The organism is Nostoc sp. FACHB-133 (assembly GCF_014698055.1).
In the GTDB taxonomy this organism is placed as follows: Bacteria; Cyanobacteriota; Cyanobacteriia; order Cyanobacteriales; family Nostocaceae; genus Nostoc.
This window is the reverse complement of record NZ_JACJSH010000001.1, coordinates 238,756-257,699: the sequence shown is the minus strand read 5'-3', so window position 1 is coordinate 257,699 and position 18,944 is coordinate 238,756. Positions and strand designations below refer to the sequence as shown.

The 18,944-nt window shown below is 45.3% G+C and carries 15 protein-coding genes and 1 pseudogene; 7 read left to right on the top strand and 9 right to left on the bottom strand.

Annotated elements, in window-relative coordinates; translation table 11 throughout:
* Nucleotides 1–332: 332 nt before the first annotated feature.
* Complete coding sequence (gene dnaK, locus H6G86_RS01245) at nt 333–2,237, top strand: molecular chaperone DnaK (RefSeq protein ID WP_114084881.1); 1,905 nt, start codon at nt 333–335, stop codon at nt 2,235–2,237.
* Between the two features lie 112 nt (nt 2,238–2,349).
* Here the strand turns inward: dnaK and H6G86_RS38475 are convergent.
* The 6 genes and pseudogenes from H6G86_RS38475 to H6G86_RS01220 form a co-directional block, all read right to left on the bottom strand.
* Nucleotides 2,350–2,481, bottom strand: a pseudogene (locus H6G86_RS38475) (ATP-binding protein); the annotation flags it as partial.
* Nucleotides 2,482–2,593: 112 nt separating this feature from the next.
* Nucleotides 2,594–4,474 (bottom strand): ABC transporter ATP-binding protein, encoded by a 1,881-nt coding sequence (locus H6G86_RS01240; protein WP_190932750.1) that lies wholly within the window; start codon nt 4,472–4,474, stop codon nt 2,594–2,596.
* Between the two features lie 329 nt (nt 4,475–4,803).
* Nucleotides 4,804–5,811, bottom strand: coding sequence for an aldo/keto reductase (locus H6G86_RS01235; RefSeq protein ID WP_190932749.1), 1,008 nt, complete (start codon nt 5,809–5,811; stop codon nt 4,804–4,806).
* Nucleotides 5,812–5,893: 82 nt separating this feature from the next.
* On the bottom strand, nt 5,894–6,637 hold the full coding sequence (locus H6G86_RS01230; RefSeq protein ID WP_190932748.1) for an SDR family oxidoreductase: 744 nt from the start codon (nt 6,635–6,637) through the stop codon (nt 5,894–5,896).
* 329 nt (nt 6,638–6,966) lie between these two features.
* On the bottom strand, nt 6,967–7,740 hold the full coding sequence (locus H6G86_RS01225) for an SDR family oxidoreductase (protein WP_190932747.1): 774 nt from the start codon (nt 7,738–7,740) through the stop codon (nt 6,967–6,969).
* A 12-nt stretch (nt 7,741–7,752) separates the two neighbouring features.
* Nucleotides 7,753–8,133, bottom strand: a complete 381-nt coding sequence (locus H6G86_RS01220) for a (R)-mandelonitrile lyase (protein WP_190932746.1) — start codon at nt 8,131–8,133, stop codon at nt 7,753–7,755.
* A gap of 209 nt (nt 8,134–8,342) precedes the next feature.
* Here H6G86_RS01220 and H6G86_RS01215 point away from each other — a divergent pair, with 209 nt between their 5' ends.
* The 6 genes from H6G86_RS01215 to H6G86_RS01190 all read left to right on the top strand — a co-directional run bounded on the left by H6G86_RS01215 (nt 8,343) and on the right by H6G86_RS01190 (nt 14,544).
* The gene (locus tag H6G86_RS01215; protein WP_190932745.1) at nt 8,343–9,329 is read left to right on the top strand and encodes an AraC family transcriptional regulator; all 987 of its coding nucleotides are present in this window, start codon (nt 8,343–8,345) and stop codon (nt 9,327–9,329) included.
* 499 nt (nt 9,330–9,828) lie between these two features.
* On the top strand, nt 9,829–10,851 hold the full coding sequence (locus H6G86_RS01210) for a tetratricopeptide repeat protein (protein ID WP_190932744.1): 1,023 nt from the start codon (nt 9,829–9,831) through the stop codon (nt 10,849–10,851).
* A gap of 347 nt (nt 10,852–11,198) precedes the next feature.
* Nucleotides 11,199–11,417 carry a ssl0294 family protein gene (locus H6G86_RS01205; protein WP_114084886.1) on the top strand — a complete coding sequence of 73 codons (219 nt, stop codon included), beginning with the start codon at nt 11,199–11,201 and terminating at the stop codon, nt 11,415–11,417.
* Nucleotides 11,418–11,644: 227 nt separating this feature from the next.
* A complete protein-coding gene (locus H6G86_RS01200) occupies nt 11,645–12,811 on the top strand; it encodes a pyridoxal phosphate-dependent aminotransferase (protein WP_190932743.1) in 1,167 nt (388 codons plus the stop codon).
* 56 nt (nt 12,812–12,867) lie between these two features.
* On the top strand, nt 12,868–13,305 hold the full coding sequence (locus tag H6G86_RS01195; protein ID WP_190932742.1) for a secondary thiamine-phosphate synthase enzyme YjbQ: 438 nt from the start codon (nt 12,868–12,870) through the stop codon (nt 13,303–13,305).
* 183 nt (nt 13,306–13,488) lie between these two features.
* A complete protein-coding gene (locus H6G86_RS01190) occupies nt 13,489–14,544 on the top strand; it encodes a Rieske 2Fe-2S domain-containing protein (protein WP_190932741.1) in 1,056 nt (351 codons plus the stop codon).
* A 504-nt stretch (nt 14,545–15,048) separates the two neighbouring features.
* Here H6G86_RS01190 and H6G86_RS01185 read toward each other — a convergent pair.
* The 3 genes from H6G86_RS01185 to H6G86_RS01175 all read right to left on the bottom strand — a co-directional run bounded on the left by H6G86_RS01185 (nt 15,049) and on the right by H6G86_RS01175 (nt 18,551).
* A complete protein-coding gene (locus tag H6G86_RS01185; RefSeq protein ID WP_190932740.1) occupies nt 15,049–16,455 on the bottom strand; it encodes an ATP-binding protein in 1,407 nt (468 codons plus the stop codon).
* 157 nt (nt 16,456–16,612) lie between these two features.
* Nucleotides 16,613–18,277 carry an FAD-dependent oxidoreductase gene (locus H6G86_RS01180; protein WP_190932739.1) on the bottom strand — a complete coding sequence of 555 codons (1,665 nt, stop codon included), beginning with the start codon at nt 18,275–18,277 and terminating at the stop codon, nt 16,613–16,615.
* 64 nt (nt 18,278–18,341) lie between these two features.
* Nucleotides 18,342–18,551 carry a hypothetical protein gene (locus H6G86_RS01175; protein ID WP_190932738.1) on the bottom strand — a complete coding sequence of 70 codons (210 nt, stop codon included), beginning with the start codon at nt 18,549–18,551 and terminating at the stop codon, nt 18,342–18,344.
* Between the last annotated feature and the right edge of the window lie 393 nt (nt 18,552–18,944).

The window sequence follows — 18,944 nt, the reverse complement described above, 5'->3', positions numbered from 1 at the left end:
ACACCACTCGGACGTTACGGTTCACCCTAATTACTGAAAGTATTAATTCTCATACATTAGACAGAGTGAAGGCAAATCAATCCATGAACCAACTAAAAAAACTATTTAGTTAGTTTAACCGTCCTAAGCAAGGTTCGGGAAACCACCCTTCATGGACTGGCTACCACTAAGCTTCAGTATATATATCAGCATAGTCTGGAGTTTTAACCCCAGGAAAGCCAAATCAAAGGTATTCATGCTGAATTGGCTGATTTATTGACCCTGTTGGTTCAAAATTTAGTCCTTTATATTCTCATTCATTCATTTGTAGTTATACGGAGCCAGCACCTAAAATGGCAAAAGTAGTTGGAATTGACTTAGGAACAACGAACTCCTGCGTGGCAGTGATGGAAGGTGGTAAACCTACTGTAATTGCTAATGCTGAAGGTTTTCGGACAACCCCATCAGTAGTGGCATTTGCGAAAAATGGCGACAACTTGGTTGGCCAAATCGCCAAACGCCAAGCGGTGATGAACCCCGAAAATACGTTTTACTCAGTCAAACGCTTTATCGGTCGCCGCTACGACGAAGTGAGTAACGAAGCAACTGAAGTTTCTTACAAAGTTCTCAGCAGCAACGGCAATGTCAAATTAGATTGTCCGATAGCTGGTAAACCGTTTGCTCCTGAAGAAATTTCTGCAAAAGTTCTTCGCAAACTAGTTGAAGATGCCAGCAAATACCTTGGTGAAACTGTTACCCAAGCTGTAATCACCGTTCCCGCATACTTTAACGACTCTCAACGGCAAGCGACAAAAGACGCTGGTAAAATTGCAGGTATTGAAGTTCTGCGGATTATCAACGAGCCAACTGCTGCCTCTCTAGCTTATGGGTTTGACAAGAAGAGTAACGAAACCATTCTCGTATTTGACCTTGGTGGTGGTACCTTCGACGTATCCGTGCTGGAAGTAGGAGATGGAGTTTTTGAAGTACTAGCCACATCTGGGGATACACACCTTGGTGGTGACGACTTTGATAAAAAAATAGTTGACTTCTTAGCTGAAAAGTTCAAGAAAGCCGAAGGCATTGAACTACGCAAAGACAAACAAGCTTTACAACGTCTGACAGAAGCCGCAGAAAAAGCCAAAATTGAGCTTTCTAGCGTTACCCAAGCAGAAATCAATTTACCATTTATCACTGCTACCCAGGATGGGCCTAAGCACCTGGATACAACCCTGACTCGTGCCACCTTTGAAGAACTTTGTTCTGACTTAATCGACCGTTGCCGTGTTCCTGTGGAAAACGCTTTGCGCGATGCCAAGTTAAGCAAAGGCGATATTGATGAAGTGGTGTTAGTTGGTGGTTCTACCCGTATTCCCGCAGTCCACCAGATTGTGAAGCAGGTATTGGGTAAAGACCCTAACCAAAGCGTTAACCCTGATGAAGTCGTGGCAATTGGTGCAGCGATTCAAGCAGGTGTACTGAATAATGAAGTCACTGGCATCTTACTGTTAGATGTATCACCACTTTCTTTGGGTGTGGAAACATTGGGCGGCGTGATGACCAAAATTATCCCCCGCAACACAACAATCCCCACCAAGAAATCGGAAGTCTTCTCCACCGCAGTGGATGGTCAAACCAACGTAGAAATTCACGTCCTTCAAGGTGAACGCGAATTTTCTAACGATAACAAGAGTTTGGGAACCTTCCGCCTTGATGGTATTCCTCCTGCACCACGTGGCGTTCCTCAAATTGAAGTGGTGTTCGATATTGACGCTAACGGTATCCTTAACGTCACCGCTAAGGACAAAGGTACTGGCAAAGAACAGTCCATCAGCATAACTGGTGCTTCCACCCTGGATAAAACTGACGTTGACCGGATGGTAAGAGAAGCTGAACAAAACGCTTCATCTGACAAAGAACGGCGTGAGAAGATTGAACGCAAGAACCAAGCCGACTCCTTGTCATACCAAGCTGAAAAGCAGTTACAAGAATTGGGCGATAAAGTTCCGGCTGCTGACAAGACTAAAGTTGAAGGTTTGGTAAAAGAACTGCGGGAAGCAGTTGCCAAAGAAGACGATGAGCAAATCAAGAAGCTCACCCCAGAATTGCAACAAGCCCTATTCGCTGTTGGTAGCAACATCTATCAACAAGCTGGTGCTGGTGCAGCACCTGGTGCTGAACCTCAAGATGGTGGTTCCACCTCTAGCTCTGGTAGCGGCGACGATGTGATTGACGCTGATTTTACAGAGAGTAAATAATTCCCCTAGTTCTTTCGGGATAATTATTTTGTCCCGACTCATATTACCCATCCAGGTATTAACCTGGGTGGGAATTTTTTTTAGGAGTTATGAGTAAAAATAAATAATATTTCAACTCCTCAATCAGCCTGCCACCGCGCACTGAGGAAAAATCAATATAGTACTTTCTATCCTCGGTATTCTCTACTGCCAAGGTCTTGCTAAAGTTGCACGCTTGGTAAAACTTCTGTAAATCCAGTTTCATTAACTACGTCACAAGAAGGCTTTTCTTTATTGTCAACACAAATGCTGTTACATATTCCGCAAAATTTTTAATTTATTTCTGTAGTTCATCTTAATTTTTTCATACCCCTGTTTTAGCTTCCCAACATCTGCAAGTTATGCAAAGTTGCATAAAGCCCTCCCTGTTCCAGTAGTTCATCGTGACTTCCCTGTTCGATTAATTCGCCACGCTTGAGAACAAAAATCCGGTCTACATTGCGAATCGTAGACAGGCGGTGAGCGATAATAATGGCGGTACGTCTGAGCAATAGCTGGTTTAATGCTTCTTGCACTAAAGCTTCTGTCCCAACATCTAAACTAGCGGTAGCTTCATCTAACACCAAAATTTGAGGATCGCGAATAGCAGCCCGCGCAAAGGCTAAAAGTTGCTTTTGACCACTAGAAATATTTGTGCCCCGTTCTCGAAGTTGAGTATCATAACCCTGGGGTAGTTCTTCTATAAATTGGGCAATGTTGGTTTGCTCTGCTGCTTGTTGAATCTGTTCAATGGTATAGCCATCTCCTAAAGAAATGTTACTTTTAACATCGCCAGCAAACAAAAAGCCTTCTTGTAAAATTACTGCCATGTAGCGCCGCAGTTCTGCCTGTGGGACTTCTCGAATATCCACGCCATCGATGAGAATGCGTCCTTTGGTGGGTTCATAGAGGCGGCATAAAAGCCGGATGATCGAAGTTTTACCCGCACCGGTGGGGCCAACTAATGCCACTTTTTCGCCAGGACGAATGGTAAAATCTAAGTCTTTAATTACGTAATCATCATTTTTATAAGCAAACCAGACATGATCAAAGCAAATCTCTCCCAGTTCAGGTGGGGAAGTCGTATCTGGGGATTCTAGATTTGCAACGATTTCGTCTATGTAGCCGAATTTAGCATCAAATATTGAGAAGCGCACATTGGCGCGATCGCGGATTTCTATCGGTTCATCTAATATATCGCCTACGCGTTCAATGGCAGTAAAACCAGCTTGAATTACTGTAAATTTTTCGGCAAAATCTCTTAAAGGATCAAATAATCGCTGGGCATACAAGACAAATGCCGATAAAGTCCCAAAAGCTATACTTTTTCCTAACAGTAACCGACCACCCATACACAAAACAGCTGCGATCGCAATCAGCCCAATCCATTCTAAGGTTGCTGAAATAAATGAATCATAAAAGATGGTTTGATCCATTTGCTGAGTGTAACGGCTGTTGGTGGCACGAAACAGTTCGGCATTAAATTTTTCCCTGCGGAATAACTGCACTACGTTAATGCCAAGGACATTCTCTTGTAGCTGTGAGTTCAATATAGAAAGTTCTTCTCGCCCTTTGTAGTTGGCTTTGCGGTACTGTTGCTGAATGTAAACAATTAACCAAGTAACTGGTAACAGCATCAATACCAGCAAGCAAGTCAGTTGCCATTCGATGGAAAACATTAAACCCAAAATCACCAGCATGGAAAACAAATTGGACACGATGCCAATTGCCCCAGTGGAAAAGACATCGCCTAAGACTTCCACATCGCTGGTGATTCTGGTGATTAATTTACCTACGGGTGTGCGGTCAAAAAAGCGTACTGCTAGGGATGTTACGTGCTGAAATAAATCTTGGCGAATTGCGGCGGTGATTTGTTGCCCTAGCTTCTGTACTAAATAACCTTGGTAGCCTGTAAAAATCAATCGGATTGCGATCGCCACAAACAACAATCCCTCCAGGATATTTAACCCTTCGGACAAGGGGCGATTCTTGAGAAATTCGTAAGCGCTTGGTTCATTGCGAATTAGGGAGATAACTTGGCCAATCAACAGAGGTTGGACAGCATTAGCTAGGGCGATGGGTATGAGTAGGCACATCGACAGCGCCAATAGTTGTCCGTTACGACGGGCATAAGGCACTAAACGCAAAAACAACCGCCAGTCATTTTCACGCCGACGAGGTTGCGTATAAGATTTTTTGAGAGATTGATAAATGCTCATAGTAAGAGCATTATATTAATGTTTCTAAAAAAATACGCATATTTAAAGTGGCCTTTGTGCTGCGACTCTGATACCATGCCTGAGATAGAAACCGCAAGATTCCTACTCAGACATAGATGTAGCGTATTATGCTCTAGCTTGTTCAAAATGGCAGCTAGTAGTCTGCCAACCCAAAAATCCGCTTGTGAGGTCTGGGGAAAGGGGAAAGGGGAAAGGGTAAGGGATTTAAAACCTTTCCCCCTTAACCCTTACCCTTTACCCCGCTTTCATCACGAAAGCGAACTACTAGATGATTCTCTTGACCATTTGTATTACTATTTTTTTGCCGCTCAACGATCGGTCATTTGCTCCAGCTTTTCGGGGTACCGAGCGCCTTGCACCGCGATCTTCGAGGCGGCATCATCGATGTCACGCAGATCGTCGGGCATGAGTTCAACTGAGACTGCCCCAATGTTTTCGTCCAAGCGATGCAGCTTCGTGGTGCCTGGGATCGGAACAATCCACGGCTTCTGCGCCAGCAGCCAGGCGATCGCAATTTGAGCAGGTGTCGCCTGTTTCTGTTTTGCAATGCTGCCAAGGAGATTAATCAGAGCCTGATTTGCCTTGAGCGCTTCCGGCGTGAAGCGAGGCAGGGTGCTGCGGAAGTCGGAACTGTCGAATGTGGCATTTTCGTCGATCTTGCCCGTGAGAAAGCCCTTGCCCAGTGGGCTGTACGGGACAAAGCCAATTCCGAGTTCCTCAAGGGTCGGTATCACTTCCTTCTCAGAAGTCCTCGTCCACAGCGAGTATTCGCTCTGGAGAGCAGTGATCGGCTGAACTGCGTGCGCGCGACGGATAGTTTGCACTCCTGCTTCAGAGAGTCCAAAGTGTTTCACTTTACCCTCCTGAATCAGTTCCTTCACTGCCCCTGCAACGTCTTCGATCGGCACGTTCGGGTCAACCCGGTGCTGATAGAGCAAGTCGATTGTTTCGACCTTGAGTCGCTTGAGCGAACCCTCCACGACTTCCTTAATATGCTCGGGTCGGCTATTCAGTCCGGGTGAACCCTTCATGCCACGGGGATCAGAATTCGGACTGATGTCGAACCCGAATTTGGTGGCGATGACCACTTGGTCACGGAAGGGAGCGAGAGCTTCACCCACAAGCTCTTCGTTGGTGAACGGGCCGTAGACCTCGGCAGTGTCAAAAAATGTAATGCCGCGATCGATGGCGGCCCGAAGAAGAGCGGTCATCTCCTGCGTGTCTTTGGGTGGGCCATAAGAAAAGCTCATTCCCATACAGCCCAGCCCGATCGTCGAAACTTCCAGATTACTGTTTCCCAGTTTTCGTTTTTGCATTATTTGAATTCCTGTTTTTGCGTTAAAGGTTGTAGTCCCACCGGACAGAGATCGCACTCAGTCTTAACCGCCAGCACTATCCTTACCAAGGCTGCGTGGTTGGGCCAATCGTAAATTCGTTCACGTTTGTGTCTTCTGGCTGGTCAATCGCAAACGCCACAACATTGGCTACTCGATCAGGTGAGATGCCATATCGTTCATACAACTTTGTCATTGCTTCAGCCGCATCTGGGTCAGTAATCTGACTTAACAACTCCGTGTTAATAGCAGCAGGATAAATGGTTGCAGTCCGAATGTTAGTCCCTTCTTGAGCAGATTCTATGCGTAGAACTTCCATGAAATTGCGTACAAACCATTTCGTCCCACCATACACCGCACCACCTGGATAAGCTTTTAATCCAGCCACCGATGAAGTTGCGATAATATGCCCAGATTTTTGGCTAATAAACGTTGGCAACACAGCAGCGATACCATTTAGCACACCCTTAATATTGATATCAACCGTTTGATTCCATTCATCAGTTTTCAATGCAGAAAGTGGAGAAGTTGGCATGATACCAGCGTTCAAGAAAATAACATCGACGCTTCCAAATGTTTCCTTGGCAAGTTTGACTATCTGGGCGTTATCAGATGGGCTGACCACATCCATCACTTGATAGACTGCTTGTCCGCCAGCTTTTTGAATTTCATCAACCAGTTGTCTCAATTGCTGCTCGCGTCGCGCACCTAATACGACTTTAGCTCCTTTGCTGGCAAGCAATTTCGCACTTGCTTCACCAATTCCTGATGATGCGCCGGTAATAATTACAACTTTGTCTTTAATCATCTTCTTCCTCTTTTTATTGGTTTTCTAAACGGGGGAGTGCGTCAACGACTGAGATGCTGATTGAAAAAGGATGTAAGTTTTTCCTACGGATCAAGTTCACTCGGTCATACAAATCGACGTGTCCCGCATTGGGAACGATGTAGAGATCCTTTGGCTCGGCTGCGCGTTTGTAAGCATCTTCGCTGAACTCTCTCGAATGTGCATTGTCACCCGTGATGAACAGTATGGGACGAGGTGAAATCGTCTCAATGTCGTTGAACGGGTAGAAGTTCATGAATTTGATGTTGCTGGTAAACGTCGGGTGCGTTGTCAGTTTCGGCGACGAACAATCACTGCACCGTTTGACCGCCATCGACAACCAAGGCGTGTCCGACGATGAAGGCAGCCGCGTCTGAACACAGCCAGACAACGGCATTGGCAATCTCTTCGGGCTGACCCATCCGTCCGACCGGCTCCTCCGAAATTACCTGCTTGCGTCCTTCAGCAGTGCCGCCAGTGAAGCGCTCCATCATCGGTGTGTCAATGTAACCGGGGGCAACGGCGTTGACGCGGATGTTCTGCGAGGCATAGTCAAGAGCAGCCGACTTGGTGAGTCCGATCACGCCGTGTTTTGCGGCGGTGTATGCGGCTCCGCCCTTGATGCCTATGACCCCGGCACCCGATGATGTGTTTACGATCGCGCCGCCGCCTTGCTTGAGTAGCAGTGGAATTTCATACTTCATGCACAGAAAAACGCCGCGCAGGTCGATGTCTACGATCCGATCCCACTCTTCCTCTTCGATTTCCGCTGTTGCTGTATTTTTCTGCTCCACACCGGCGTTGTTGAAGGCAAAGTCCAGTCGCCCGAAGGTCTCGATGGTCTTGGAAAGAGCCGCCTTCACGTCCTCGGTTCGCGTCACATCGCACTTGACGGCGCTCGCTCGTCCGCCGAGTTCTTCGATCGTGCGAACCGTTTCTTGGTTGCCCTGTTCTGACACGTCGGCGACCACTACATTAGCGCCCTCACGAGCAAATGCCAGCGCCGTAGCTCGACCGATGCCGTTCGCTGCTCCGGTTACAAACGCAACTTTTCCTGTGTAGTTTCCATTCTCGTTCGTTGTCATGATTTTTTTCCTTTAATTCTTTACCTTTTCCAGCCAGTCCACAGGCTTACCATTGAGCCATTCCTGAATGGCGATGTGCGTCATCGCTGTGGTTGCTGTAGCACCGTGCCAATGCTTCTCACCCGGCGAGATCCAGATCGCGTCCCCCGGTCGAATTTCCTTGATCGCGCCGCCCCAGCATTGTACGAGTCCACAGCCAGCTGTCACGATCAGGGTTTGTCCCAATGGGTGGGTGTGCCATGCTGTCCGAGCGCCAGGCTCAAACGTGACACTGGCTCCAGACGTGCGTGCTGGATCGTGTGCCTCGAACAGGGGGTCAACGCAAACAGTGCCGGTAAAATAATCAGCCGATCCTTTGGCAGAAGGCTGTGAGCCACTTCTTTTAATGTCCATTTTCTTAATTCCTTCACTTGATGCAATTTTGGTGGCTAGGAGGCAAGTCTCCTACCCAATCAAAACTGAGTTTTCTATTAAATAAAAATCCAGAATACTTATAAGAAGCCGAAATAATTTTCCATTGCTTTAGCTTCATTCTAAGAATCCTGAAGAATAAGCAATAGGACGATCGTCTAAGATCGTTGTACAATTCTGCAAACTTAGAAATGAACGCTGCCAAAACGAGTGAAAAGACCGATCGCTATTTAATGAACGATCCGCAGGCAGAAAAGCGCGAGGTAGACAGAGCGCAAGCCAACAGAGACGAACTGAAAGAGCGGATTGCACACGCGATTCCTCATGATGGGACGATTGAGCCTCTGAAAGGATTGCACTTCAACCGCTCCTCCTCGCCTTCGGAATGCGTTCATAGTGTCTCTATCCCTGCGTTTTGTGCGATCGCTCAGGGCAGCAAAGAAGTTCTTCTGGGCAGCGATCGCTATCTGTACGATCCGATGCATTATCTGCTTGCTACGGTCGAACTGCCAATTATCAGCCAAATTCTGGAAGCCTCAAAGGCGCAACCGTACCTGAGTCTTCGCCTTGATCTTGACCCTACCCTTGTTGGCTCAGTGATGGTCGAGGCAGGGTATCCCTCATCGCGCAACCATGCTGATGTGAAAGCTATTGATGTAAGTCCGTTGAATGCAAATCTGTTGGACGCTGTGGTGCGACTCGTCAGGCTTCTAGATTCCCCTGCTGAAGCTCATGTTCTCGCACCACTGATTAAGCGGGAAATCATTTACCGACTCCTGATGGGAGAACAAGGTAATCGGCTCCGTCATATTGCAGTTCTGGGTGGCTACACCTACCACATCGCCAGAGCCGTCGAGCGACTTCGTAAAGACTTTAACGAGCCGATCAAGATTGAAAGCATCGCACGAGAGCTGGGAATGAGTGTATCGGGCTTCCACCATCACTTCAAGTCTGTCACTGCCATGAGTCCCTTGCAGTACCAAAAGCAACTGCGGCTCCAAGAGGCTCGCCGTCTGATGCTGGGGGAAAAGCTTGATGCTACCAGTGCTGCCTACCGCGTGGGTTATGACGATGCCTCGCATTTTAACCGGGAGTACAAGCGGCTCTTCGGTGCGCCACCGATGCGCGATGTAGAGCGGCTGCGAGAAGCTGCTAGGGAGACTGCTAGTTCAATCTGATCTCCTGTTCTGGTCGCGGCATCTTGGTAAGACTGCCTGTACTCTAGAATTGCCTGCTAATAAGCTGTTACGCAAATCAGATTGCACATCAACTGGTGAGGTTGTCCTTTGTCAATTGTCCTTGGTAAACACTAATGACTAATGACTAATGACTAATGACTAATGACTAATGACGGTCTACACGGAAAATATTGCAATATGTAGGCGCGTTAGCTTATCTGACAACAAAATTGCTGAATTCTGTCAAAATTCGGCAATCTCAGCCTTTCAATTACTTGGAATATAGGTTTTTACTAGGGATGCACAAATTTACGCCCTTATTGGAGTATTTGTATTAATTGCTTCATAAATATTCCTATAAATATGGCACAATATCATACTTCTCTATTTACGTCTTATATCTAAAGATAGAAGATTAAGGTTAAAATTTGGGAAACCTAAGAGGGATTACTCCCAAGAGATTTCCTGCCTACTTATCGCAGAAAGCAACTGAGGTCAGATGAAGCAACCTTTAAATCAAGTCAAAGAGTGGGAACAACGTCGTGATGAAGCAAACCGCTACTACCAGCGCGGTAAATTTCAAGAATCTCTCGATCTTGCAACCAAAAATTTACATTTGGCTAGAGCAATTCGAGATCGAGCCAGAGAAGGCCATACATTAAACGATCTCGGTTTAGCTCACCTCAGTTGCTGGCAACCTCAAAGAGCATTAGAGCGCTTTAATCAGGCGCTTTCGGTTGCTATTGAAATTGGCAACCCGCCAGCAGAAGCAACTGCACTTAGCAATCTGGGTTCTACCTACAGCCGTCTTGGACGCTTTTCGCAAGCTTTAGAATATTTTGACAAAGCACTGCCAATCTTTAGGCGATCGCAAGATACTCAAAGTGAAGTTTCTACTCTTAATGATGTAGCGCTAATTTATACCCGCTTAGGAGAACCGAAACGGGCACTGTTGCTACAACACCAAATTTTGAGGATGCGGCGATTGTTAGGTGACTTTTCTGGTGAGGCAACAACGCTCAATGGCATTGGGTTTGCTTACAATGTCTTAGGCAAGTTTGAGCAAGCGCTAGAATTTTTTGAAGCAGCACTTCCAATTCAACGAGCCGTCAAGAATGTGGTTGGTGAAGCAACCACTTTGAATAATATCGCTTCAATCTATAGTGATTTAGGAAAACCGAAACAAGCGCTATTACTCTACTATCAAGTTCTTTTGACACGTCGGGCAATCAGCGATCGCTCTGGTGAAGCAACAACTCTTCACAACATTGGTTTTACTTACAGCACCCTGGCACAGCATCGCCAAGCAATGAAGTTCTACAAGCAAGCCATTGTGATTTATCAACAACTGGGCGACAATCTCGGAGAAATTTCAACTTTGCTGAATATGGGAACCCTTTACGCCACAACGAAACGTAAAAAAATGGCGCGATCGTGCTACCAAAACGCTCAAGATTTAGCAGAGCAAATCGAACACCAGCCACTCTTGGAAAAAGTACAGCAGTTTATAGATTCTCTGTAGCTTGATATTCATGGGGCCGGAGGCAAAGGGGAAGGGAGCAGAGGGGCAAGGGGGACAAGGGGACAAGGGGACAAGGGGACAAGGGGGAATTATTAAACAAGTCTTTCCGTCTCCCACCTCTTCCTTGTCTCTTCTTCATACCCCTTCCCTTCTGCTACCTACTCCCTGCTCCCTCCTTATTAATGCCGCAAGCTCAAATTCCCGAATTCTTAAAGAATTTGGGAATTTTTTGTTCGAATTGAAGCTCAAAAAGTTCGCAACTTCGTTACCGCCGACCATATACTAATCAACAGGTTACGATCAATTAAGAAGTAATAATTTTTGATGGCACCGCCAGGAGTCTTTTTATGTTCATTAGTGAATTGTCACCTATATTCAGAGAATTTATCCAGCATCCAGCCTCATTTGTGGGTGGGTTATTCTCTGGTGTGCTTCGGCTCAATCTTGCAGACGATCCTGTTAAAAGCTGGCTGGCTCAACAGGGTGGCTCAAATAGTTATACTAGCAGCACAACAGAAGCACATAATGGCAAAGCAAGTGGGCCTCAACAGATTTCCATTGACTAAATTTTTGAGTAATCGCAAATCCGGTTAATTATTATTGGGAATTGGGAATTGGGAACAGGGAATAGTGATAGAAACTTTAATTATGGGTCAAAATCCCATTTGAAAAAAGATGTTTTTCGAGACGCGCAGCGCTCTTAAATCGGTGTCCTTGTTACAATCCCACGCTTGAAACCCGTGGGTTTCCCAATTCCCAATTCCCAATACCCAATTCCCAATTCCCAGTAAATATGGAATCCCTAACCTCTCGTATGCAGGGTGTACAGTCGCCGATTATTCCTGTGGTTGGGGAACTGATTAAAAACTCTCCAGGAACAATCTCTCTAGGACAGGGTGTTGTTCATTATAACCCTCCACCGGAAACTATCGAATTTTTACCCAATTTTTTCGCCGAACCCGCTAACAATTTATACAAATCAGTTGAGGGAATTCCCCCATTGCTGACAGCACTTGCTGGAAAATTGCAAGCCTTCAATGGTATTGAAATCAATGAGGAAAACTGCATCGTCGTGACAGCAGGGAGCAATATGGGATTTATGAATGCCATTCTTGCTATTACTAACCCCGGCGATGAAATTATTTTGAATACGCCTTACTATTTCAACCATGAAATGGCGATCGCAATTGCTGGTTGTCATCCGGTGTTAGTGGCGACAGATAAAAATTACCAACTACGCCCAAATGCGATCGCTCAAGCAATTACTCCCAAAACACGGGCTGTGGTAACAATTTCACCAAATAATCCCACTGGAGTCGTCTATTCAGAAGCAGCGTTGTGTCAAGTAAATCAAATTTGTGACACTAATGGCATTTACCACATCAGCGATGAAGCATATCAACACTTTACCTATAACGGTGTAAAACACGTTTCTCCTGGTGCATTTGGGAGTAGCAAGTACACTATTTCTCTATTTAGCCTTTCCAAAGCATACGGTTTTGCTAGTTGGCGTATTGGCTATATGGTGATTCCCAAACACTTATTTGTCGCTATCAAAAAAGTCCAGGATACAATTTTGATTTGTCCGCCAGTCATTTCTCAATATGCAGCTTTAGGGGCATTGCAGGCAAAAGAGGAGTATTTGCAGAATAATATAGGTGCAATTTCTCAAGTGCGGCAATTAGTACTCGACTCCCTTAACCGCTTACAAGGTTTATGTAGTATCACGCCTGCTAATGGCGCTTTCTATTTTTTCCTCAAAGTTAATACTCAAATGGATGCTTTTGAGTTAGTTAAAAGACTAATCCAGGAACATAAAGTAGCAGTCATTCCAGGTACAACTTTTGGCATGGATGACGGATGTTACCTGCGCGTTGCTTACGGTGCGCTGCAAAAAGAGACTGCCAAAGAAGGTATAGAAAGATTAGTACAAGGTTTAAAAACTATAGTTAGGAGTTAAAAGTCATTCGTTCTGCCTCCTGCCTCCCCTACAATCTTAAATATAAAATTGAACAGATGCCGATTATTAATAAGCTAATTGAAATTGAGACTGAGCCAAAAATTAATATTCATAATATCACACCACAAATTCAAGATTTTCTTGCTTCAACATCAATTAAAAATGGACAAGTGTTAGTATTTTCTCGACATACAACAACAGCTTTAGCTATTAATGAGAATGAAGTCAGACTGTTAGAAGATATAAAAGTATTCTTACAAAAACTAGCGCCAGACTCAGACAGTTACTTACATAATGACTTGCATTTAAGAGATGTTCCAGAAGATGAGCCGATTAATGCTCACTCTCACTTAATGGCAATGATGCTGACCACTAGTGAGATAATTCCCATTGTGGATGGGAAATTAGCTTTGGGAACCTGGCAATCTGTGTTGTTTTTTGAGTTGGATGGGCCGCGCAAAAGAACGGTATTCGTCCAAATTTCTGGCGAATAATGCAACCTCACATCTACAATCCTCTCAGAACAACCCAAATCTGAGAGAATTACGAACACGACTAACAAGTGCATCAGTTGAATTTACTTACAGCAATTAAAAATCTGAAAGAATGTTTCTAAGCATAACCTTCCTTTCCACAAACCAAAACTTTCGTTGTGTCAAAGGCAGAGGCAATTAGTGATGAAAAATAACGATAACTTTGTATTACGTAATACTTGGTACTATGCTCTGCCTAGTAATCATATCAAGCCAGGTATGATGATCAGCCGCATTTTCTTGGGTGAACCTGTGCTGTTAGTCCGAGATCAAAATGGTAAAGTCTCGGCTATGAGAGATATTTGTCCTCATCGTGCTGTGCCTTTGAGTTGTGGTAGATTCGATGGGCAAGAAGTGGAATGCTGCTATCACGGTTGGCGCTTTAACCCGGCTGGACGCTGTACTGCAATTCCATCTCTTGTTGAGGAGCAGCAGATGGATTTAAGCCGCTTTGACGTACAATCCTACGAAGTTCGGGAAGCCCAAGGGAATATTTGGATATATATGGCTGATCCCGATAAATCTCAGCCTGCTGCTTCTGAGATGGAGATTCCGGTGATTCCAGGGTTTGAAGAGCAATCGCCCCAATTTATAGAGGTGATGAGATTTCCCTGTTTTGTGGATCATGCAGTAGTAGGTCTGATGGATCCTGCTCATTCACCTTATGTTCATCGTGCTTGGTGGTGGCGAAGTGGGCAACTGCATGAGGAAGTCAAGCAATTCGATGCTTCGCCTTACGGCTTTACTATGCGACGACACCGATTGCCTGCAAATGGGGGTCGATTATACTTGCTGATTGGCGGTGGTGTGCCGGAAACAGAGATTTCTTTTCGTTTACCTAGCGTCAGAATAGAAGAAACCACAATTGGCAAGCATAGAGTTGTTAATTTAACGGCAGTTACCCCCATTTCAGACACAGAAACTGAGGTAACTTTTGTTCTTTACTCGACACTTCCCTGGGTGGGATTTTTCAAGCCACTGCTGCATGTATTGGCACAAACCTTCCTGGGTCAAGACCGAACGGTTGTGGAAAAGCAACAGATTAGCCTTAAATATAATCCTGTTCTGCGACTGATTAAGGATTCAGATATGCAGGCGCAGTGGTATTACCAGTTAAAGCGGGAGTATGCTCGGTCTGTCGCTGAAGGACGAGAATTTGTGAACCCCGTTAAGGATCAAGTACTTCGCTGGCGTGCTTAAATTACTTCAAATTACTTCAAAGTAAATTCTGCAAATTTTGGGCACTTTAGCTGATGATGATACCCTGACACAATTAATAGAACAATTCCAGCAATCAATAAAAGCGCCGCCAGAATCAATGATTCATTGATTTGACCTTTGTTTAATTCAAATAGGACTTACGCAAATTATCTCTCAAACTCTGATTTCTCCGTGCCTTCTGTGCCTCTGTGGTTCGTTATTCCGTAACTCGTGCGTAAGTCCTATCAAAATGCAAAATTCAAAATTCTGTTAGGAAGAATAAAGAAAATTTTGAATTAATTAATTTCGAGTTACAGGCTCCCCTGACTTTTCAGGTTATGTGGAAAAGTCCACCAAAAACCTAACCTCCTAACCCCCTTCCTGACGCGGGAAGGGGGAAAATTCAAAGTCTCTCCTAAAAAAAGAGAGGTTTTACAGATGCCGTGAAAAGTCAGACAGGTTCTCACTTATTGTCTTTAATTTTTAATCTTTAATTTTTAATTTTTAATTCCCCAAAGGGGCTGACTTGGGCAAGCAAATAGTAAAACAAGTTCTACCTGGCTGTGATTTAAATGAGAGCGTACCGTGATGACGATTTTCTACAATCCGGCGAACGGTTTCCAAACCGAGTCCAGAACCACGCCCTACTGATTTGGTAGTGAAAAAAGGTTCAAAAATGCGGGTTTTGATTTCAGGTGGAATTCCACTACCAGAATCGATAATGTCAATATGGGCAAAGCGATCGCAATGGTGTGTTGTAATTTCCAGCAGTCCCTTACCATCCATTGCATCTATGGCATTATCAATCAAGTTCGTCCACACCTGATTTAGTTCACTCCCATAAGCAAGAATTTTGGGAAGATGTTGCTCGTAATTGCGTTGTACTTGGATGCCGCACTTGAGTTTATGAACAAACAGTCGCAATGTATCTTCTAAACCTTGATGCACATCGACTTCTTGCTGAACGCCTTGATCGAGGTAAGAGTATGACTTCATCGCTTGCACAAGTTCAGAAATCCTCTCAGCTCCTCGTAAACCATGTTTAATCATTGACATGACTTCAAATGAGAGCGATAGCCAGTGCAATCCCATTTCTCGCAATTCAGTCTCGTCGTTGCGCCAACGTTCCATCATCTTATCTAGGGTTTCGACCTCAACACCACCTTCTGCTAAAGGTTCGGCTAATTTCCATGCCTGCTTCACACCATAATCTTCTAACCATTCCAGCAAGACATTTTCGCGATCGCTTAATGTCACTGGATCTAGGCGATTATTCAAAATTGCATCATAGCCCTGATCCCGGATTCTCAACCAGTCTTGAGTATGGGCTTCTTCAACATTGCGTTGCCCATAAACTAAGTTCATTCGTTGTAGTTCCAGGATGGCGGCCGGCATTTCCCCTAAAGTCCGAACGAGGGCTGAGGCTGGGTTGTTGAGTTCATGAGCTAGACCGGCGGAAAGTGTCCCTAAAGCGGCCATCTTTTCCCGTCCCCGAATAAAGGACTCTAGTCCCCGCATCCGACGTTCCATAATGCGGAAGACCATCCGCTCAAAATTACGACATTCATGCAGCAGCTTACGGAAATCTTCTCCTTTGAGTTGATAGAGGTGGCAATTTGTGAATGCCCGCATTGTGACAGGTGCAGGTTCATCCGTGAGTACTGGAATTTCACCAAAAAAGGATGGGGCTTCGTGTTGCCCGATGGGAATTTCAACTCCTTCACTGCGGCGGGTGATGTTGATTTTACCTTTGACTAAGATAAATAAGCGACATGCAGGGTCTCCCTCATGGGACAACACTTCTCCACCAGAAAGTTCAACTGTTTGAGCGCGATCGCAAACCCACTCCAATTGCTCTTGAGAAAGCTGTTGAAACGGGTCTAAGTTGATCAATTCTTCAATACACAACATGAATCAACCTCCTTGAGAGGGCAGGGGGCAGGGGGCAGGGGGCAGGGGGCAGGGAGCAGGGAGCAGGGAGCAGAGGAGGGGGTTTGCAGATTTTACTTAAAATGATAGATAGTAATGCAATTTGCTAAGTACGGTAACTGAGTCTATCCCGCTTCAGCTAAACATTGCTCAAGTAGCGGTGAACAAATTGAATCGCGATCGAACCTTCACCCACACCGGATGCCACCCGCTTAATTGACCCAGATCGCACATCTCCGGCTGCAAAGATGCCAGGAACGCTGGATTCTAGCAAGAAAGGTGAGCGTTCCAAAGGCCAACCTGGAGGAGATTTGCCATTTTGCGTTAAGTCGGGGCCTGTGATGATAAACCCCTGAGTATCGCGTCGAATAACACCATCGAGCCAATCAGTTTTGGGGATAGCACCGATGAAGATGAAAAGCGATCGCGCTGGCATGGTTTGGGTTTGTCCAGTCTTGGCATGGGCAATCACAATTTCTTCTAGATGTTCATCTCCCTTCACTTCCACAACACTGCAACCTGTACAAACTTTGATATTTGCAGTCGCCGCAATTTGGTCAATCAAGTATTGGGACATACTCGATGAAAGCGACTCGCCCCGCACCAGCATAATCACTTTGCTGGCATATTTAGAAAAGTGCATGGCTGCTTGTCCAGCAGAATTTGCCCCACCGATAAGGTAAACCTCTTCATTGCTACAGGCGATCGCCTCAGTCATCGCAGCACCGTAATAAATTCCGGCTCCTGTCAATTTCTCGGCTCCTGGAACATTTAGCCAACGGTAGGAAACGCCGGTTGCAACTAAAAGTGCATGGCAACTAATCTCACTGCCATCCGCCAATTGCAGAACCCGATAAGGATCTTGCAGCTTAACTCCAGTTACTACTTGAGGAGTGAGAATTTCTACCCCAAATCGCCGCGCTTGGGTGACTCCCCGCCTGGCCAAATCACTACCGCTCAAGCCAACAGGAAACCCCAGATAGTTTTCAATGCGCGAACTCGTGCCTGCTTGACCACCCGGAGCTTCACGCTCAATTAACACCGTACTCAATCCTTCAGAAGCGCCATAGACTGCGGCTGCCAGTCCAGCAGGGCCACCACCAACGATCGCCAAGTCATAAAATGGTCGCTCTGCCTGGGTTTGCAGTCCAATTTTAGCGGCAATCTCTAAATTAGATGGTTGGATTAATCTGGAACCATCGGGAAACAGCACCAAGGGCAATTGCTGTCTACCATCAGCTTCTGCGTATTCTAATAATTTGGCTGCATCCGGCTCCAGTTCAATATCCAACCACTTGTAGGGAATCTGGTTACGCGCCAGGAAGTCTTTTACCTGATGGGAAAAAGGCGACCAGCGATTACCAATGACTCGAATCCCTTCAAAGGGTGGACGGAATCCCGCTAGCCAGTCATCGAGTAAATCATCCAAAACTGGATATAATCGCTCTTCTGGTGGATTCCAGGGCTTAAGTAAGTAGTAATCAAGTCTGGCACTATTAATTGATTTAATCGCTGCATCTGTATCTGCATAGGCCGTCAGCAAAGCACGTTTCGCATCAGGAAATATAACTTTTGCCTGTTCAAGGAACTCGACACCTCCCATTTGGGGCATTCTTTGATCCACCAAGAATAAAGCAACTGCTTCATTCCGTAATTTGAGTTGCTGCACCGCATCCAGAGCGGTAATCCCGGAATCTGCCCGGACAATGCGGAAGCGATCGCCATACTGATGCCGCAAGTCTCGTGACACTGCTTGCAACACTTCTGGATCGTCATCGACGGTTAAAATTGCAGGTTTCGCCATAACTACTGTTACTTAACAATTACAGTACTCAGCTGTTATCTTCAAAAAATTGTCGTTAAAATATCTACTGTTTAACCAGTTGCTTTAAACGAAAGTATGCCTCTTCTGGTGTCAGCGCTTCTGATTGACTTTCATTAGGTATATAAAATACCCAAGTATCTGGAAAGTAATGCACCACAAAGCTGGGAATCAGACCCAAACTTATTGCTTGCTTTCCAAGTTTCTCAGCTTGCTCCTCTAAACTCAGTTGGTCATGAAATGGGTGTTCAGCCATACTTTTCATCTCCCTGCACTTTATTTGACCCTGGAAGAACGTTCAATACCCAGATTGCACGAATCACTTTTAAGTAATTTACTATGTTTCAGACTGAGCTTGAAAATATTTAGGTCTACTACCACAATATTTTCAAATATGGTTTTGTAGAGAATCATAAAGCTATTTTGGTCATTCAGGGTAACGCGCGGTTTCACAGCCCATACAGCATGGGGCATATTACTGGATCTATGGCATTAATTTTGAGGGATAAGAGAATGAACCGCGTACTCCTGCAAAGAAGCAAGCTACACGCAGCGGCTCGCAGAGAAGGAAGAAGAGAAATAGAAGAATTTATCTACTCGTCAAAATTAATGACATGAACCACTATTGGTCTGTCCTATTAATTCCGAG

Excerpts from the sequence above, each read along its gene's own strand:
- dnaK (WP_114084881.1), top strand. The coding sequence starts at position 333 with ATGGCAAAAGTAGTTGGAATTGACTTAGGAACAACGAACTCCTGCGTG.
- H6G86_RS01205 (WP_114084886.1), top strand. The coding sequence starts at position 11,199 with ATGTTCATTAGTGAATTGTCACCTATATTCAGAGAATTTATCCAGCAT.
- H6G86_RS01225 (WP_190932747.1), bottom strand. The coding sequence starts at position 7,740 with ATGACAACGAACGAGAATGGAAACTACACAGGAAAAGTTGCGTTTGTA.
- H6G86_RS01180 (WP_190932739.1), bottom strand. The coding sequence starts at position 18,277 with ATGGCGAAACCTGCAATTTTAACCGTCGATGACGATCCAGAAGTGTTG.
- H6G86_RS01230 (WP_190932748.1), bottom strand. The coding sequence starts at position 6,637 with ATGATTAAAGACAAAGTTGTAATTATTACCGGCGCATCATCAGGAATT.
- H6G86_RS01200 (WP_190932743.1), top strand. The coding sequence starts at position 11,645 with ATGGAATCCCTAACCTCTCGTATGCAGGGTGTACAGTCGCCGATTATT.
- H6G86_RS01220 (WP_190932746.1), bottom strand. The coding sequence starts at position 8,133 with ATGGACATTAAAAGAAGTGGCTCACAGCCTTCTGCCAAAGGATCGGCT.
- H6G86_RS01240 (WP_190932750.1), bottom strand. The coding sequence starts at position 4,474 with ATGAGCATTTATCAATCTCTCAAAAAATCTTATACGCAACCTCGTCGG.
- H6G86_RS01210 (WP_190932744.1), top strand. The coding sequence starts at position 9,829 with ATGAAGCAACCTTTAAATCAAGTCAAAGAGTGGGAACAACGTCGTGAT.
- H6G86_RS01190 (WP_190932741.1), top strand. The coding sequence starts at position 13,489 with ATGAAAAATAACGATAACTTTGTATTACGTAATACTTGGTACTATGCT.
- H6G86_RS01215 (WP_190932745.1), top strand. The coding sequence starts at position 8,343 with ATGAACGCTGCCAAAACGAGTGAAAAGACCGATCGCTATTTAATGAAC.
- H6G86_RS01235 (WP_190932749.1), bottom strand. The coding sequence starts at position 5,811 with ATGCAAAAACGAAAACTGGGAAACAGTAATCTGGAAGTTTCGACGATC.
- H6G86_RS01185 (WP_190932740.1), bottom strand. The coding sequence starts at position 16,455 with ATGTTGTGTATTGAAGAATTGATCAACTTAGACCCGTTTCAACAGCTT.
- H6G86_RS01175 (WP_190932738.1), bottom strand. The coding sequence starts at position 18,551 with ATGGCTGAACACCCATTTCATGACCAACTGAGTTTAGAGGAGCAAGCT.
- H6G86_RS01195 (WP_190932742.1), top strand. The coding sequence starts at position 12,868 with ATGCCGATTATTAATAAGCTAATTGAAATTGAGACTGAGCCAAAAATT.